Origin of the sequence: Collinsella sp. AM24-1 (assembly GCF_003470325.1) — a bacterium.
Lineage (GTDB): Bacteria > Actinomycetota > Coriobacteriia > Coriobacteriales > Coriobacteriaceae > Collinsella.
Genome location: NZ_QRHM01000014.1, coordinates 35,348 through 50,721 on the forward strand (window position 1 = coordinate 35,348; position 15,374 = coordinate 50,721).

10 protein-coding genes are annotated in these 15,374 nt (G+C 59.7%); 7 read left to right on the forward strand and 3 right to left on the reverse strand.

The features are described from left to right. Nucleotides 1–243: 243 nt before the first annotated feature. The 3 genes from DW661_RS06635 to DW661_RS06645 all read right to left on the reverse strand — a co-directional run bounded on the left by DW661_RS06635 (nt 244) and on the right by DW661_RS06645 (nt 4,479). Nucleotides 244–2,736 (reverse strand): phosphatidylinositol-specific phospholipase C, encoded by a 2,493-nt coding sequence (locus tag DW661_RS06635; protein ID WP_118935115.1) that lies wholly within the window; start codon nt 2,734–2,736, stop codon nt 244–246. A gap of 305 nt (nt 2,737–3,041) precedes the next feature. Next, nucleotides 3,042–3,635: a hypothetical protein gene (locus DW661_RS06640; RefSeq protein WP_118935117.1), complete on the reverse strand. Its 594-nt coding sequence runs from the start codon at nt 3,633–3,635 to the stop codon at nt 3,042–3,044. Between the two features lie 241 nt (nt 3,636–3,876). Continuing rightward, nucleotides 3,877–4,479 carry a hypothetical protein gene (locus DW661_RS06645; RefSeq protein WP_118335111.1) on the reverse strand — a complete coding sequence of 201 codons (603 nt, stop codon included), beginning with the start codon at nt 4,477–4,479 and terminating at the stop codon, nt 3,877–3,879. A gap of 377 nt (nt 4,480–4,856) precedes the next feature. Here DW661_RS06645 and DW661_RS06650 point away from each other — a divergent pair, with 377 nt between their 5' ends. The 7 genes from DW661_RS06650 (at nt 4,857) to DW661_RS06680 (ending at nt 15,251) form a co-directional block, all read left to right on the forward strand. Then, complete coding sequence (locus DW661_RS06650; protein ID WP_158551631.1) at nt 4,857–5,489, forward strand: cyclodeaminase/cyclohydrolase family protein; 633 nt, start codon at nt 4,857–4,859, stop codon at nt 5,487–5,489. Between the two features lie 2 nt (nt 5,490–5,491). After that, nucleotides 5,492–6,346: a bifunctional 5,10-methylenetetrahydrofolate dehydrogenase/5,10-methenyltetrahydrofolate cyclohydrolase gene (locus DW661_RS06655; RefSeq protein WP_118935119.1), complete on the forward strand. Its 855-nt coding sequence runs from the start codon at nt 5,492–5,494 to the stop codon at nt 6,344–6,346. Between the two features lie 354 nt (nt 6,347–6,700). Then, nucleotides 6,701–8,224, forward strand: coding sequence for a C69 family dipeptidase (locus tag DW661_RS06660; RefSeq protein ID WP_118935121.1), 1,524 nt, complete (start codon nt 6,701–6,703; stop codon nt 8,222–8,224). Between the two features lie 99 nt (nt 8,225–8,323). Continuing rightward, the gene (locus DW661_RS06665) at nt 8,324–8,740 is read left to right on the forward strand and encodes a hypothetical protein (RefSeq protein ID WP_117583986.1); all 417 of its coding nucleotides are present in this window, start codon (nt 8,324–8,326) and stop codon (nt 8,738–8,740) included. Nucleotides 8,741–8,748: 8 nt separating this feature from the next. Further along, nucleotides 8,749–10,512, forward strand: coding sequence for an AarF/ABC1/UbiB kinase family protein (locus DW661_RS06670; RefSeq protein ID WP_118935123.1), 1,764 nt, complete (start codon nt 8,749–8,751; stop codon nt 10,510–10,512). A gap of 431 nt (nt 10,513–10,943) precedes the next feature. Continuing rightward, nucleotides 10,944–14,339 (forward strand): DUF4430 domain-containing protein, encoded by a 3,396-nt coding sequence (locus DW661_RS06675; protein WP_158568424.1) that lies wholly within the window; start codon nt 10,944–10,946, stop codon nt 14,337–14,339. 9 nt (nt 14,340–14,348) lie between these two features. Beyond that, nucleotides 14,349–15,251 (forward strand): DUF4430 domain-containing protein, encoded by a 903-nt coding sequence (locus tag DW661_RS06680; RefSeq protein ID WP_233547469.1) that lies wholly within the window; start codon nt 14,349–14,351, stop codon nt 15,249–15,251. The last annotated feature ends 123 nt before the right edge of the window (nt 15,252–15,374 follow it).

Below are 15,374 nucleotides of genomic sequence, written 5' to 3' on the forward strand. Positions count from 1 at the left end.
AATGCATCTTTATCGCATCTAGTTTAAAGCCTCGCGCGGACACGAATTGCTGTGCTGTCTGGCACCTTCGCATGGGAGCCTTGCGGTGACTAAAATGTGGCCATAGAGGCAGTTTTAGCGAACCCCGCGGGAGTGACACGCATGGATAACAACACTTTGCTACTCCTTCATGACAAAAATAGGGGCGCAGAACGGTGTCCTGCGCCCCTCATTAAATCAATGTGTCCAAAAGGGCCGGCTGGCCTAATCGTCAACGTCTCCGTTGTCTTCGCGGTCATTTGCAAGCATTGCTGCGCCGGCGACCGTCGTCGCTACGGCGGCGGCAGCGAGCCCGGCGGCAACGCCAGAACCGTCGCCCGTGTTGGCGAGCTTTCCGCCCGAGCTCTTGCCCTGGTCTCTCTTGTTGCCCTTGCCGTTCTTGTCGGCGCTACCTGCGTTGGAGCCCGTGCCGCTGCCGTTGCCGCCCGCACTGCCCGAGGCCGCTACGGTAAAGCTTGCGGCTCCGTCGCTGGCGAGCGTGTAGTTCTGCGCCGCGTCGCCCAAGAGACCGTTCACGCGCACCCAGTACGTTCCTGCGGCAAATGTTTCGCCCTCGGCCATTGCCGTGCCCGGAGCGCCGTTCGCGTCGTGCACAAACTCGAGCTGGGCTGTGCAGGCATCGGTTTCGAGCTTGCCCTCGAGTGATGCCGCAATCTTGGCGCGCACGTCTTCGCCGGCCTTAAGGCCTTCGAGTCCCTCAAAATGGGGCGTCACCGCGCGTCGATCGATATCGATAGGCACAAAGCCCTGCAGTCCTGTAACGGTCTCGTTGCCCAGGGCATCGACATCCACGTATTCGATGGCAAAAGCGCTTCCCGAAGCCTCCACGTTGAGCGCGTTGCTGCTGTCGACAAGGCGGAAATGACCCTCGCCAACGGTCTTGCCATCCTGGAGCGAGGCATCGCTCAGCGAGTCGCCGTATGTCATGCGCATGCGGGTCGGGAGGCAGCGCGAAGCCGACTGCGTGTGCTTCGTATCGTAATTGTAATTGCGCTGGTAGATGCTCCGGGCCAGCGCCGCATCAACAAAGTCGGATGCGATGATGCCAATGTGCTTGAGGTAATCTGACTTTGTATCCTCGGTGCCGCTGGGATTGATGTACGGGCTCTTGTACAGATGCTCGTTGACTACTCGTGCCGAGGTAAAAGGATTGCCTCCGTGCGACAAGCCCGTGCAGCTGGTGTAGTTGATAGACCAGCAACGCTCCTGGACTTGCACCTTGGCCCTGTCATCGTCCACGACGTCCACCTTGTTGCGCGTGCGCCCGGTCGTTTCCTTCAGCGCATTATCGACCCAGCTGAGCTTGTCGGTTCCCGTGAGTTTGTACTTGTCCTGGGCGTATACCTTGGTGCAATAGGGCTCTTTGTCGCCTGTTTCCCCCGCGGCTTCAAAGCCCCGCGCGTCTTGGACGAGACACATAGTGGTGCTGTCGGAGTGAGCCTTGATCTTGTCATCCCATTCGGTAAGGTCGAGGCCCCACGTATGGCCGCTTGCACTGTTGCCGGCGAGCCCAAATCGACGCAGCAGAACGATCTTTCCGCGAACCTCGCCCAGCGTGGGGACATGGCTCGACGTGTAGAACAGATCGGGATTATCGTCCATAACCTTGGCGAAAGCCGTCGTTATGCTTTCGTCGGTAGCCTCATCGTTGCCGCGCGATACGAGCATGATGAGCGCTTCTGACAGGTTTTCGTTCAAAAACGTTTTGAAGTACCCGATGACATCGGAGAGATGCAGATAGTTCCCGTCTTTTTTGAGTAGGTAGAAAATCCCGTGGTCGATACCGGGGTCGTCGCCCTTTCCGAGTCGGATATCAAAATAGCGGATTCCCTCGAGCAACTGCGTGGGAATGTAATCCTGCTGGCATTTTACTTGCGAGGATTGGGGCTCAGTGTCGTTGTCCACGCTGCAGGTGCCCGAATCGTGCGTACCCGGGATGCTCAGCTCGTCGAGGAACTTGTTGTCGTCGACGTATTTCATCCAACATGGCCCATCGACGTAGCTGCTGTACGTGATCCAGTCGAGGCTGCTAACCGTGGCATCGTTCTTTTTCATGTCGTAACCGATAAGTTCGAGCTCCCACGGAATGCTCTTACTCTTATGGCAGATCTTATTGTTGTCCTGGTCTTTGCCGTTCGATTCTATTGCCAAGTACTTAATGTCTTTTTTCTCGGTTTCTTTCTCGACCGTGCGGTCTCGGATGATATAGGTTCCGTTTGATTGGCGCTCGAACGCAAAAGCGCGGCTGGGCTTGTTGTCATACTCGCCGCCCCATACGTGGATGACCTTTCCATCTTTGTCCGAGTCGTCGTCGACCGACCAAATGCTGTAGCCCGTCTTTTTATGCTCTTCGAAATTGAGCAAGGTGCGGATAGCATACCAGTTTGTATCGTCATTCTTGGTCGTTACGTTCTCAAGGATGAGCTTGTTGGACGTACCGTCATTAAACAGGTGGCAGACGTTGCCGCGAACGTTGCCGTCTTGGTTGACGCTTGCAGTACGAAAATAGTCCGCGGGGCGAAGGCGAATGACGAAATTACCGAGGTGCTCCGCCGGTTTGGGCGTGTCGTCTGCAAATGCCGCTCGCAGGGGAATGCCCGGTGCCGCGGTTTCTGGCAGGCTTGCAAGTGGCGACAGCGCCGCAAGACCTAAGCCCAGCGTAAATGCTCGGCGGCTGATGGCATGGTGTTCGGTCATAACTCCTCCATTCGCAGCGTGCGGTTATGCGATAGTTTTGGTCACTATACTGCCCAGATGTTTAAAGATGCTGGTTTAATTGTCTGCGCGGCGCAATAAATCGGTGGGCGGACGTGTTGGGGTGTTTGTCGTTTTCGTACTGTTGCCACATTTGGGGCGGTTCCGGCGTCCGGCATCCTCGCGTTCGTCGGCTACAGGCATAAGAAAGGGAGGGTCGGTTTACCGGCCCTCCCTGGGTACGAAGCGCTGGGGTACCGTCGCTTGTTTGCACTGCGACCGTGTTTCCCGTTGCGCTCGCCAGTCGCTTAGCGCTTGATCTCGATATCGTCGAGCTTGACGTCCATGGCCTCGGTCTTGGCCTCGGCGATGTCGTCGGCAAATTCCAGAGACTTCATCATGGTCTTGACGGCGTCCTTGTGCTCCTCGACATTGTCGATGCTCACGTAGACGCTGCCGCCGCCTGCTTCGGTGAAGTACTCAGTCGTCACGCCGCCCGAGTGTGTATAGGAAGCGTTGCGCCAAGTCTTGCCGTTGTACTTGACGGGGTCATTCTCGGTCCACTCAAAGTTGGCCTTCCATTTGGCCTCGTAGTCGAACAGCTCGTCGGCGTTCTTGTCGGAGTCGAAGACAGGGATGAAGCGATCGCTGGCGTGCTCGCTCTCGGTGAACTTAAACTGGGCCCTATCGGCGGTGTCGTCTGCGACGTCCGTGATTTCGACGCCCTCGGGCACCTCGACCTTAAACCAAATGAAGTCGGTCCTCATATCCACGGCTGGCTTTTCTGCTCCGCCGCCACCGCCACTGCCGGCAGCGCCACCGCTTCCACCGCAACCCACCAGGGCAACTGCGGCAAAAAGACTCATGCAGAGGGTGAGAATCGCAAAGGCCTTCTTTTTCATGGTCGTGTCCTCCTCGATCTGTAACCGCCCATGGATTACCTGCCTTTACTGTACGCGTGGGCGGCTCGCTAGGGTGGGCCATGTGTCCCATTCTGAGGGCCGGATTTGCGCCGTTAAGTGGCAATATGCTCGGACGCAAAAGAGGGGAGGGCCGATGCTGTCGGCCCTCCCCGGGGTTGGGTGCCCGTTGTTTTAATGGGCGCGTGTACGCGGGTGCGCATAGGCACGTGCGGGTGTCCCGTTACTTGATCTCGATGCTCGAAATCTCGACTTCGCGTGCCTCGTCAACTGCTTTCTTCATGTCGTCGGGGAACTCGATGGAGTTGAGGAGCGTCTCGGCTTCTTTCTTGTGCTGGTCGAAGTTCGAGATGAGGACGTAGACGCTTCCCGGCTCAACGTCGGTAAAAAGCATGGTTGAGATGCCGCTGTTGTCCTCGTATGTTCCGACGAGCCACGTCCTGCCGTTATACTCGACGGGGTCGCCATCCTCCCACTGGAACGTTCCAGTGTGCCTTTCGGCCTGCTCTGCAAAGGACTCTTCGGCCGTCATCTTCTCTTGCCAAACGGGGATGAAACGGTCGACTGTGGTGTTCTCGTTCTCGGGGAAGGTGAGCTGGACCCTGTCGGCATTCTTGCCGGCGGAGTCGCTTACGCCGACGCCCTCGGGCATCTCGACCTTAAACCAGATAAAGTCGGTCTTCTTGGCGACGGGGGCCTTTTCCTTGCTCTCGCTCTTGGCGGTGCTGCCGCTTCCGCCCGATGCGCTCCCGCCGCAGCCGACAAGGGCAAATGCGGCAAAGAGGGCGATGCAAAGGGAAAGAATCGATAGGGTCTTTTTCTTCATGGTGGCGTCCTCCTTGTCTGCCGATGACATCACGGCGCCGCATGCTGTTGGGGTACTGATTGCGCTGGCGGCGGATGTCTCTGTGTGCTGTGCGGCTTATGCCTCCGTTCATTGCTTGTGGCCGTTGCCCGGCCGTGCCCCAACGGGTTCCTTACTTATAGATATGCCCCAGCTTGTGCTGCCCGGGAGTCTCGAAAGGTGGGCCATGTGTCCCATGTTTGTGTCGCTGCCGCCTATCGTGTGCCATAGAAATCCGCGATGGCCAGGTGCGCTGACGCCCATGTGCTTATGGGCTAGACTTAGCACCATTACGTGATCGATGCGGTCGGTCGGCGGTTGCCACCCGACCGATGTATATGACTTGAAGGTGCATGTGCATGAGCCAAGAGATGATGGACAAGACCTGCCGCGGGTTTGCCGAGGCGCTGGCCGCGCGCGAGCCGGTTCCCGGCGGTGGCAGCGCGAGCGCCTTTGTGGGCGCGCTGGGCGCCTCGCTGTGCGGAATGGTTGCCCGCTACGGTGCGACCAATCCCGCGCTTGCTGATCGTGCGGATGACCTGACGCGTGCGTTTGCCCATGCTGATGAGCTGGCCCAGGAGCTTGTCGAGTTGGTTGCCGAGGACGTTCGTGCCTATGGGCAGGTGTCCGCGGCGTACGGTATTCCGCGTGACGATCCGGCTCGAGCGACCGCGATTCAGGATGCGCTGCATGTGGCCGCTATGCCGCCGTATCGCATTATGGATGCCTGCGGGCGTGCGCTGGCGCTGCTCGAGGACATGGCCGACAAGGGTTCGCGTCAGCTGCTGTCCGATGTGGCGTGCGGCGCCGTGTTCTGCCGTTCCGCTATGCAGGGCGCGAGCTTGACGCTCTTTGCCAACACCACGTCTATGAAGGACCGGGCGCGCGCCGAGGAGCTCGAGACCGCGTGCGATGAGCTGCTGGACACGTGGTTGCCGCGCGCCGATGCGCTGGCGCGCCGCGCCGCCGACGCTGCAAGGAAGAGAGGATAGCCATGGCTGAACTGCTGAAGGGCGCTCCCGTCGCCCGCGCGTTGACTGAGGAACTTGCTGCTCGCTGCGTGGCTTTGCGCGAGCGCGGCGTTGTTCCGACGTTGGCTATCGTGCGTGTGGGTGAACGCGAGGACGACCTATCCTACGAGCGCGGTGCGCTCAGGCGCTGCGAGAAGGTTGGCATTGAAGCTCGCCGCGTTTTGCTTCCCGCCGATGTTTCGCGGGACGAGCTGTTGGCGGCCATCGAGGACATCAATACCGATTCGTCTGTTCATGGCTGCCTGATGTTCCGCCCGCTGCCCGCCGGCCTTGACGAGGACGCGGTTGCCGCGGCACTCGATCCTGCCAAGGACGTTGACTCCATGACGCCGGCTTCGCTGCTCACCACGCTTTCGGGGCGCGGCGAGGGTTTTGCCCCCTGCACAGCCGAAGCCGTGCTTGCTTTGCTGGATCATTACGGCGTTGAGCTGGATGGGGCCAAGGTCGCGGTGGTCGGGCGCTCGCTGGTGATCGGGCGTCCTGTTGCCGCCATGCTTACGGCGCGCAATTCGACCGTGACAACGTGCCATACGCATACGCGCGACCTTGCTGCCGAGTGCCGTGCTGCCGACATTGTGGTTGCCGCCGTTGGACGCGCGCGTACGATTGGCGTGGATGCGGTTCGCGAGGGCCAGACGATCATCGATGTTGGCATTAATTGGGACGAGGCCGCTGGCAAGCTGGTGGGTGACGTCGATTCTGATGCTGCGGAGCCGGTCGTTAACGCCATCACGCCCGTGCCGGGCGGCGTGGGCGCTGTGACGACGGCGATCCTCGCCAATCACGTGATCGAGGCGGCCGAGCGCGCATCGAAATAGGCGTTTTGGGCTGTTTGAGGGGTTAGCTCTATACCCCGTGGACAGAAAATGCCAAATATGAGTACTGTTGCCAAGATAGTCACATATATTTTAGGCCAAATAGGCTCTCTAACGATATTTATTATCGATAGAGAGCCTATTTTATTGGACCTATGAGGAATTACATCATCTAATTTTTGAACAAATGTAGACTTTCGACACCCATGCGTAGCAAAATTGCTGTTACTAAATTGGTGACAGTACTCATATTTGGCATTTTTTGACCACGGGGGTTGCCAGCGCCGTGGTTTCGCCCTTTCTGCGCCGAAGCGATACACTGTTATCGTTTGATTTCTTCGCTCAAGGAGGATGCGCATGCCGTGCACAACGATTTTGGTTGGTAAGAACGCGAGCTACGACGGGTCGACGTTGGTTGCCCGCAACGAGGACTCGTCCAACGGGGTGTTTGAGCCCAAGCGTATGCGCGTGGTGCATCCCGACGAGCAGCCGCGCGTCTACACGAGCGTCCTGAGTCACCTGACCGTTGAACTGCCCGATAACCCCATGCGCTACACGAGCGTCCCCGATGTTGTCCCGGGCCACGGCATCTGGGCGGAGGCCGGTTTCAACGAGCTCAATGTGGGCATGTCCGCAACCGAGACGCTCACCACCAACGAGCGCGTTCGCGGCGCCGACCCGCTCGTCGACTACGTGCCCGCCAAGGGCAACGAGGGCGAGGACGGCTATGTTCCGGCGCAGCCCGGTGGCCTGGGCGAGGAGGACATGGTGACCCTGGTGCTGCCGTATGCCAAGTCCGCCCGCGACGGCGTGCGTATCCTGGGCAACCTGCTCGAGCGCTACGGCACCTACGAGAACAACGGCATCGCCTTTAGTGATGTGGACGAGATCTGGTGGCTCGAGACCATCGGCGGTCACCACTGGATCGCCAAGCGCGTGCCTGACGACGCCTATGTGACCATGCCCAACCAGCTGGGTATCGACAGCTTTGACCTGGATGACGCCGAGGGCGCCCAGGCCGACCACATGTGCTCCGCCGACCTGCGTGCCTGGATGGCCGAGTGGCATCTGGACCTGACGCTGGGCGTCGATGGCGACGGCCCGGCCGTGGTCTTTAACCCGCGCGAGGCCTTTGGCTCGCACAGCGACAGCGACCATGTCTACAACACGCCGCGCGCCTGGTACATGCAGCGCTGCCTCAACCCCAGCGACGTGTGGGATGGCCCCGAGGCCGACTACACGCCCGAGAGCGACGATATTCCCTGGAGCCGCGTGCCCGAGCGCAAGGTGACCATCGAGGACATCAAGTACGTACTCTCGAGCCACTACCAGGGCACGGAGTACGACTGCTACGGCAGCAAGGGCACGCCCGCCACGCGTGGCGCCTATCGCCCCATCGGCATCAACCGCAACAGCCAGCTCGCTGTGCTGCAGCTGCGCCCCTATGCGCATCCGGCCTACCGCGCCGTGCAGTGGATGGCCTTTGGCTCCAACTCGTTTAACGCGCTGGTTCCGCTGTACGCCAACGTCGAGACCATGCCCGAGTACTTTGCCGACACGCAGGCTCGCGTGACGTCCGAAAACTTCTACTGGGCCAACCGCCTGATCGGCGCGCTGGCCGACGTCCGCTTCCATGAGTGCGGCCGCGCAGTCGAGGATTATCAGGAGAAGGTCGGCGGCATGGGCCACAAGCAGATTCATGACGTCGACGCTGCCGTAGCCGTTCTGCCCGAGGCCGAGGTGCCTGCCGAGCTTGCACGCGCCAACGAGGAGTTTGCCGAGCTCGTGCGCGTGGAGACCGATGCCCTGTTGGGCAAGGTGCTCTACACCACGAGCTGCGCCATGAAGAACTCTTTCGCGATGAACGACAACGTGAGATAGGGATTTCCCGTCGATCGAATAGCGCTTAAACGCTTTGTCGCTTTCACTCAATCTTGGGTACAAGAACGCCAATGCAGTTGTTTGTGATTGGAGACAACCATGGTTATGAAACTCGATCAGCTTGTTAACGGCGCCATCAACGTGGGCTTTGGCGCTGCCGCCGTTGCTGTCGAAGGCGGCAAGAAGGTCCTCGACGACCTTAACACCAAAGGCGAGCAGGTCCGCAAGGACACCGCCACCCCCGATATCGCCCGCAGCGTGTCCGACATGTTCGAGCAGGCCGGTGGCACCATCTCCGATCTGACCGAGCGCTTGGGCATGCAGGGCGAGACCGCGGCCCAGCGCGTGCTCGACGAGCTCATCCTGGCCCGCGTCCGCGTCATGACCGCCCCCGAGCGCACGGCCTTCCTGGCCCATGTGCGCGACATCGTCGATTCGGTCGAGGACAACGTGACCTCGGTGCCCGTCGAGTCCGTTGAGCCCGACGATGCGAAGGATACCGAAGAGGCCGAGTAGCAGCGCAGATGGCAGATTCCACCACCGATTACAACAATCTAGATCCCTTGGGTGACGAGGCGGCGGTTGTCGATGAGGTCGATGCCGTCGTCTCGGGCGCTCGCAAGAAGCCGCGCGCTGTCGATATGGTCCCCGAGGAGCCCGACGCGATGGCGCCGGACGAGGAATACCAGCTCACGCCGGCGGGTCGCCGCGAGCGCATCGGACAGATTGTTCGCCTGGTCAAAAAGTACCGCGTGTGGGATAACCTCACGCCGGTTCGTTTGCGCCGCCTGCTCGAGGAACTCGGCCCCATGTTCGTCAAGATGGGGCAGATTCTGGCCAACCGGTCCGAGATTCTGCCGCAACGCTTTTGCGACGAGCTGCGTCGTCTGCGCTCCGACGTGGAGCCGGTGCCGTACGAGGTCGTACTCAGTTGTCTGGAAGAAGAATACGGCCCGCGCCTGGGGGAGATGTTCGATGCGATCGACCCCAATCCGCTTGGTAGCGCATCGCTTGCGCAGGTGCACCGCGCACGTCTGGTGACGGGCGAGGACGTGGCCGTCAAGGTGCAGCGCCCCGGTGCGCAGCAGGTTATGGCACAGGACATCGATATCATCCGCTCGGTGGTGCGTATCGTTTCCAAGTTCGTCAACACCGATCAATTCGTTGACCTGCACGGTGTAGTCGAGGAGTTGTGGACCTCGTTTCGCGAGGAGACCAACTTTTTGGCCGAGGCCAAAAACCTCAACGACTTCTACGAGTTCCATAAGAGCGTTCATGGCGTGACGTGCCCTAAATCCTATCTGGACCTGTGCACCGAGCACGTGGTGGTTATGGACTACGTCGACGGCATTTCGATCGCCGATCCTGAACGCTTGGTGGCCGAGGGCTATGACTTGGAAAAGATCGGTGCCGCAATCGTCGAGGACTACTCGACGCAGGTGCTCGACGATGGCTTTTTCCATGCCGACCCGCATGCGGGAAACATCATCCTCAAGGATGGCATCGTCTACTTTATTGACCTGGGCATGGTCGGACGCATGTCGAGCCACGATCGCGGTATCGTAAAGGACATGATTTTCGCCGTGGCCGAGGGTGACGTGCCCAAGCTCAAGGATTCGCTCATGCGCTTCGCCGTGACGCGTGGCGACTCGGCTGAGCTCGATCATTCGGCCTTTTTGTCCGATTTGGACTTTATCGTTGCCGACTTTGCCGGGCTCGACCTTAAAGACCTGGATATCGGCGAGTTTTTGACCTCGCTGCTCAATCTGGCGCGCAAAAATGACGTTGAGCTGCCGAGCGTGGTGACGATGTTCGCCCGCGGCATGGTGACGCTCGAGGGCCTGTTGACCGAGTACATGCCCAACGTCAACATGATCCAGATCATCCAGACGCACATCAAAAACGAGAAGAGCACCTATGCCCGCATGCGTGATATGGGACGCGATCTGGCCGCGAGCAGCTATCGCGCGGCAAAAGGCTCGCTCGAGGCGGCCGAGTATTTGGGCTTGGCTTCGCGTATGCTCACGCGCGGCCAGCTTAAGGTGAACACGCAGATCATGAGCAGCGATAAGGCGCTGCGACAGCTGGGCGGAATTATCGACCGCATGTCGATGGCTATCGTGATCGCCGGTCTGTTTATCGGTTCGTCGGTGGTGTACTACGCGCGCATCGAGCCGGTTGTCCTCGGCATTCCGGTCATCGGCTTCTTTGGCTACGTGAGCGCGCTGGTGCTGGCGCTTATGCTGGGCCGCAATATCTGGCTCAACAGCCACGGCGGCAAGCACTAGAGGCTGCGACCGTCACCGCATTTTCCTATCGCAAACAATAGCTTTTACCTTGGGCTTCGCCTGCGTGCGAGGCCCTTTTGCGTGATACCATTTTGACGGTAATAATCGATGGCCTAGATGGTGGTGCGGAGACGCACGAATGCGCGGTTTTCCTGCGCGTTTGGGAGAATCGGGGTGCAAGTCCCCGGCTGTACCAGTAACCGTAATTCCTCTTGGCTCGGGATGTTCGCGTCGCAGATCGGACGGCGCGCCCGAGTCGTTAAGGTTAAGTCGGATCGCCTCCCATCTTGCGTGCGGCTGCGGCGTATGCCGCCGGTGTGCATAGGGCTCTGGAGGGAAGGAGGACCCCGATGGGGGAACTCGAGCGCAACATGCGCGATGACGTGGGGCAGCCTCAAGGCAACGCTCCAAGTACAGACAATGGGGGACAAATGGATATGTTTGTGGACGAGCGCCAGCGCGTCTCGCATCGCCGAGGCGCAATTGCGCGCGGCGTAGCCAAGCGCGGCCTGGTGGCATTCCTGGCCTTCGCGATGGCCTTTGGCACCACGCCGGCTCAGCTGTGGGCCGAGGGCGCCGAGGGCATTGCCGAGGCTGTGGCTCAGGCTACGACGCCGGACGAGGGTGCAGCGCCTGCGGATGGTGCTGCCGACGGTGTCGTTTCTGAAACCGGCTCTAACGCGAGCGATGCGTCGGTTAACGATGGCGCTTCGGCGAATGCCGCAGATAGCAACGGCGTAGCGTCGGACGATTCTGCCGCAGTCGAGGCTCCTACTGCTTCGCCGGATTCATCCGAACAGAACGTCAAAAGTGTTGTAGCCGCTTCCGATGAGGCTGAATCTCAGCCTACCGAAGCCGCAAGCCAAGAGGTCGCGGCCACGTGCTCCGTCGTCGGCACCGACGCCAAGGGCGCCCAGCAGACCTGGGCCGCCGCGCAGCAGATCGCTCTGAAGGAGGGCTCGACCGCGGCCGACCTCTCCGAGCAGCTCTTCAGGCAGGCCGGCCTCAAGGCCGACTACGACCCCAACGGCTCCTGGGGCTGGGCGCTCAACTCGATCACGTCGCCCTTCGACGCGGGCCGCACGCTCGCCTACGACCCGGCGACCGGCGCGTACTGGCAGTTGTTCGTCAACGGCAGCGCCTCCGCGGTCGGCGCCGGCGGCTACACGCTCAAGGACGGCGACTCCGTCGTCTGGTGCTACTCGAAGTACGGTGACCCCGCGCCCGCCAATCAGATTTCCGTTAGCTGCACCGTTGTCGGTCAGGACGCCTCGGGCGCTCAGCAGACATGGGCGCAGCCCACGACAGCTTTGGTGGAAGAGGGCACGACCGCTGCTGATCTTTCCGAGCAGGCCTTTAAAAAGGCCGGCATTGGCGCCAAAACGGGGAAAGGCACGTACGGCTGGTATCTCGAGTCGCTGACTTCACCGTTCAACAAGACCGTGACGCTTTCGAGCGAGAAAGTTAACGAAAACACTTGGAAATTCTGGCAGTTCTTCGTTAACGGTCAGGCGGCCAATGTCGGCGCGGGCAATTACACACTCAAGGCCGGGGACAAGGTTACCTGGGTCTATGGCTTTGATGGAACCATGCCCGGCCAGGTTTCCGTTTCAATGGAGATCATCGGTAAGAAGGATGAGAAGGCGCAGCGCTGGACCGATCCTTCGACGCAGGTGTTTGTCGAGGGCACGACGATCAAGGACGCTTCCGCTGCCTACTTCGATGCCATTGGCATTGAGTCCAAGATGTACGACCAATTTGGTTATTGGGGTGTTCATAGTCTTGTCTCCCCGCTTGATGGCACCGAGCTGTCGGGTGCATGGTCGTTCTTTGTTAATGGCGTTCCCGGGCCTCAGCTCGATAGCGATTACGTGCTCAAGTCGGGCGACAAAATCGTCTGGGCTTACGCCCCTGGCGACACCGTTCCTAATCCCGATGAAGTCGTAGTCGATCCGAGCGCTTCGCGCCCGACCGATTGGAAAGCCGACTGGAGCGGCAATTCCAATGCGGTGGTCAAGAACGTGTCCACGCCTACGGGCACGCTGGCAAGCTCTTGGACGTTCGATTGGAGGGCCTACTCGGGTGCCACGTATCCCAATGCGAGCGAGCCTATTGTCGTGAACGGCAACGTTTACCTTGCCGTGAACAAGCGTTTGCTTAAGATCGACGCCGAGTCGGGCAAGGTGCTTGCCGAGTCGAACCTTCAGACTGCGATTGGCTACACCACGCGTCCGATTTATACGAAAGGCTTGGTCATCGTCCCGCTCGACGGCGGTGCGGTCCAGGCTCTGACGGCCGATACGCTGACGACGGTTTGGGTCACTGACTCTGTGAGCAAATCTGCCCAGTCAAATTCCCAGTTGACGGTCGATGGCAACTATCTCTACGTTGGCACCGTTGATGTCGACTATGGAACGAGTACGTACAATAACGGTCATCTGACGCGTATTAATATACTGACCGGCGCTGTTTCTTGGCAGCATGTTAATGCTGATGAGGGCTACTACTGGACGAGCGCTACAGTGGGCGACGGCTATATTCTGGTTCCGACGAGTGCAGGTACCGTTGAGATGCTGAGCAAGTCGACGGGTGATGTGCTCGGCAGCGTTTCGGTTGGTGCCATCGTCAACTCCAGCTGTGTACTGTCCAAAGACGGCAAGCATGCCTATGTGATCTCGCGTGACGGCAAGCTCCACGTGCTGGCACTGTCGGACGCAAACGCAAGGGCCTCTTCGCGCATTTCCGAAGAACGCGTCATCGATCTTGGTCTTACGGGTTGTGCCTGCATGCCCACGCTGTATGGCAATAAGCTGATTGTCGGTGGCGAGGTTTCTGGCGGTTCGGCGCTGGCGATTGTCGACCTTGATAATGACTTTGCTACGACGTTGGTTTCGTCTGCCGATGGCTCCGTGCTTCCTGCCGGTGGCATTAAGGGCGCACCGCTCGTGAGTGTCCAGGCGGATGACACGTACGTTTATTTCACTGTCAACTATGGTGCGACTTCCGACTATGTGAACTACACCTCGGGCGGTGGCGTGTATCGCTACAAGATGGGTGACGCACAGGCGACCGGTGCGTTTAGCGCGGCGGGACACAACAATTACTGTGACTCGCCGATTGCCTGCGATGCCAAGGGTAACCTCTACTACATCAACGATTCCGGCACGCTTTTCAAGCTGAGTGGTGGCGTTAAGGTCTCGTTTGAGACTGGCGAGGGTTCTAAGGTCGACTTCCAGACTACGGCCGATGGCAAGCTGGTCAAGCCGGCCGATCCGACGCGCGATGGCTATACTTTCGGCGGTTGGTATACCGATGAGGCTTGCACGCAGGCGTATGACTTTAGCGCGCCGGTGACGGCCGATCTGACGCTGTATGCCAAGTGGACCAAGAATGCTGTTAACCCTGGCGGCAATGGCGGTTCTGGCACTAATGGTGGCAACGGTGGCGCTGGCAACGGTTCCGGCGCTGGCGCTGGCGCTGGCACTGGCACGGGTTCCGGCTCCGGCTCTAAGGGCCAGCAGGCCGGCGGCGCTATCGCCCCGGGTCAGAAGCCGGTGACCAAGACGACGGTGTCGACCAAGACCGAGACCAAGGACAACAAGTCCGACAAGAAGGACACCGATAAGTCCGATAAGAAGGACGAGAAGAAGTCTGACAAGAAGGACAGCAAGTCCGATACGGGTGCTGCTTCCACGACCACTGCTAAGAAGTCCTCTAGTGCCTCCGAGCAGGAGGCTGGCACCAACCCGCTCGCTATTGTTGGCGTTGCCGCTGGCGTCATCGGTCTCGCCATCGTCGGCGTGTTCGTGTTCACCAAACGTCGGTAGGTGAGGGCTGTGTCCAATAAATCCAAGGACGCTGACCCCAAGCAACCAGATTCCTCGTTCATTCAGTTCGACGATACAAAGCAACAGGGCGCCGCTTCGGCGGCGTCCGCCCCTCGTCGCAAGGCTCTTCTCGGCGTCCTGACTGCCGCGTGCACCATTCTGATCGTCGTCTCGCTGGGCTTCGTCCATCCTTCCGAGAGCGGCGCCTGGTCCATCGACTGGATCATTCAGGCCGTGACGGGGGAGAGCGTCGTCACCAAGGATACCAAGGCGTCTGGCTCGACTATGACTTCGGGCGAGGCCAGTTCCGAGGACTCCAAGTCATCGAATGATGCAAAAGACGAGTCCAAGGGTTCGAACGACGGCAAGGACGATTCCGAGTCTTCAAACAAGGAATCGGACAAGAACTCGGATAGCAAGAAGTCCGATGGTCAGGACGGCAAGAAGTCTGGCGATAAATCCGCTGCCCAAAATACGGGAGCCGGTGATACTTCCAATGTGTCTGGCGGTGCTTCTTCGGGCGGCGGTCAGTCGTCTGATGGAGCCTCCAGCTCTAATGGCGGCAGCGCTCCCTCGGGCGGCCAGAGCGGCTCGCAGGAGTCCAGCTACGTAACAGTGACGGTTTCGGTCACATCGAGCGCTGTGGGCAATCCTGTGTCTTCTGGTGGCACCTTTACCTTTAACGAAGGCGCTACCGTCTATGATGCCCTGTGCGCGCTGGGCCTTTCCGTTAACGCACATGGCTCGTCGTACGGCACGTATGTCTCCGCGATTGGTGGTTTGGCCGAGAAACAGTACGGTGGCACGAGCGGCTGGATGTACTCCGTCAACGGCACAACGCCCATGACGGCCTGCAGTAACTACGTTCTCTCCAATGGCGACAACGTGGTCTGGTATTACGTTACAGGCTAGGGACCTCGACATAGTGCCCCAGACGGGCGGTTCGGACAAACATCCGGGCCGCCCGTTTTTCATGCGAATGGGACTGGGTCGCCGGGTCTCTCGGCAAACAAAAAAACCGGTTGGAACGGGAAT

Coding starts and splice junctions, on each gene's coding strand:
- DW661_RS06635 (WP_118935115.1), bottom strand. CDS start 2,736: ATGACCGAACACCATGCCATCAGCCGCCGAGCATTTACGCTGGGCTTA.
- DW661_RS06640 (WP_118935117.1), bottom strand. CDS start 3,635: ATGAAAAAGAAGGCCTTTGCGATTCTCACCCTCTGCATGAGTCTTTTT.
- DW661_RS06645 (WP_118335111.1), bottom strand. CDS start 4,479: ATGAAGAAAAAGACCCTATCGATTCTTTCCCTTTGCATCGCCCTCTTT.
- DW661_RS06650 (WP_158551631.1), top strand. CDS start 4,857: ATGAGCCAAGAGATGATGGACAAGACCTGCCGCGGGTTTGCCGAGGCG.
- DW661_RS06655 (WP_118935119.1), top strand. CDS start 5,492: ATGGCTGAACTGCTGAAGGGCGCTCCCGTCGCCCGCGCGTTGACTGAG.
- DW661_RS06660 (WP_118935121.1), top strand. CDS start 6,701: ATGCCGTGCACAACGATTTTGGTTGGTAAGAACGCGAGCTACGACGGG.
- DW661_RS06665 (WP_117583986.1), top strand. CDS start 8,324: ATGGTTATGAAACTCGATCAGCTTGTTAACGGCGCCATCAACGTGGGC.
- DW661_RS06670 (WP_118935123.1), top strand. CDS start 8,749: ATGGCAGATTCCACCACCGATTACAACAATCTAGATCCCTTGGGTGAC.
- DW661_RS06675 (WP_158568424.1), top strand. CDS start 10,944: ATGGATATGTTTGTGGACGAGCGCCAGCGCGTCTCGCATCGCCGAGGC.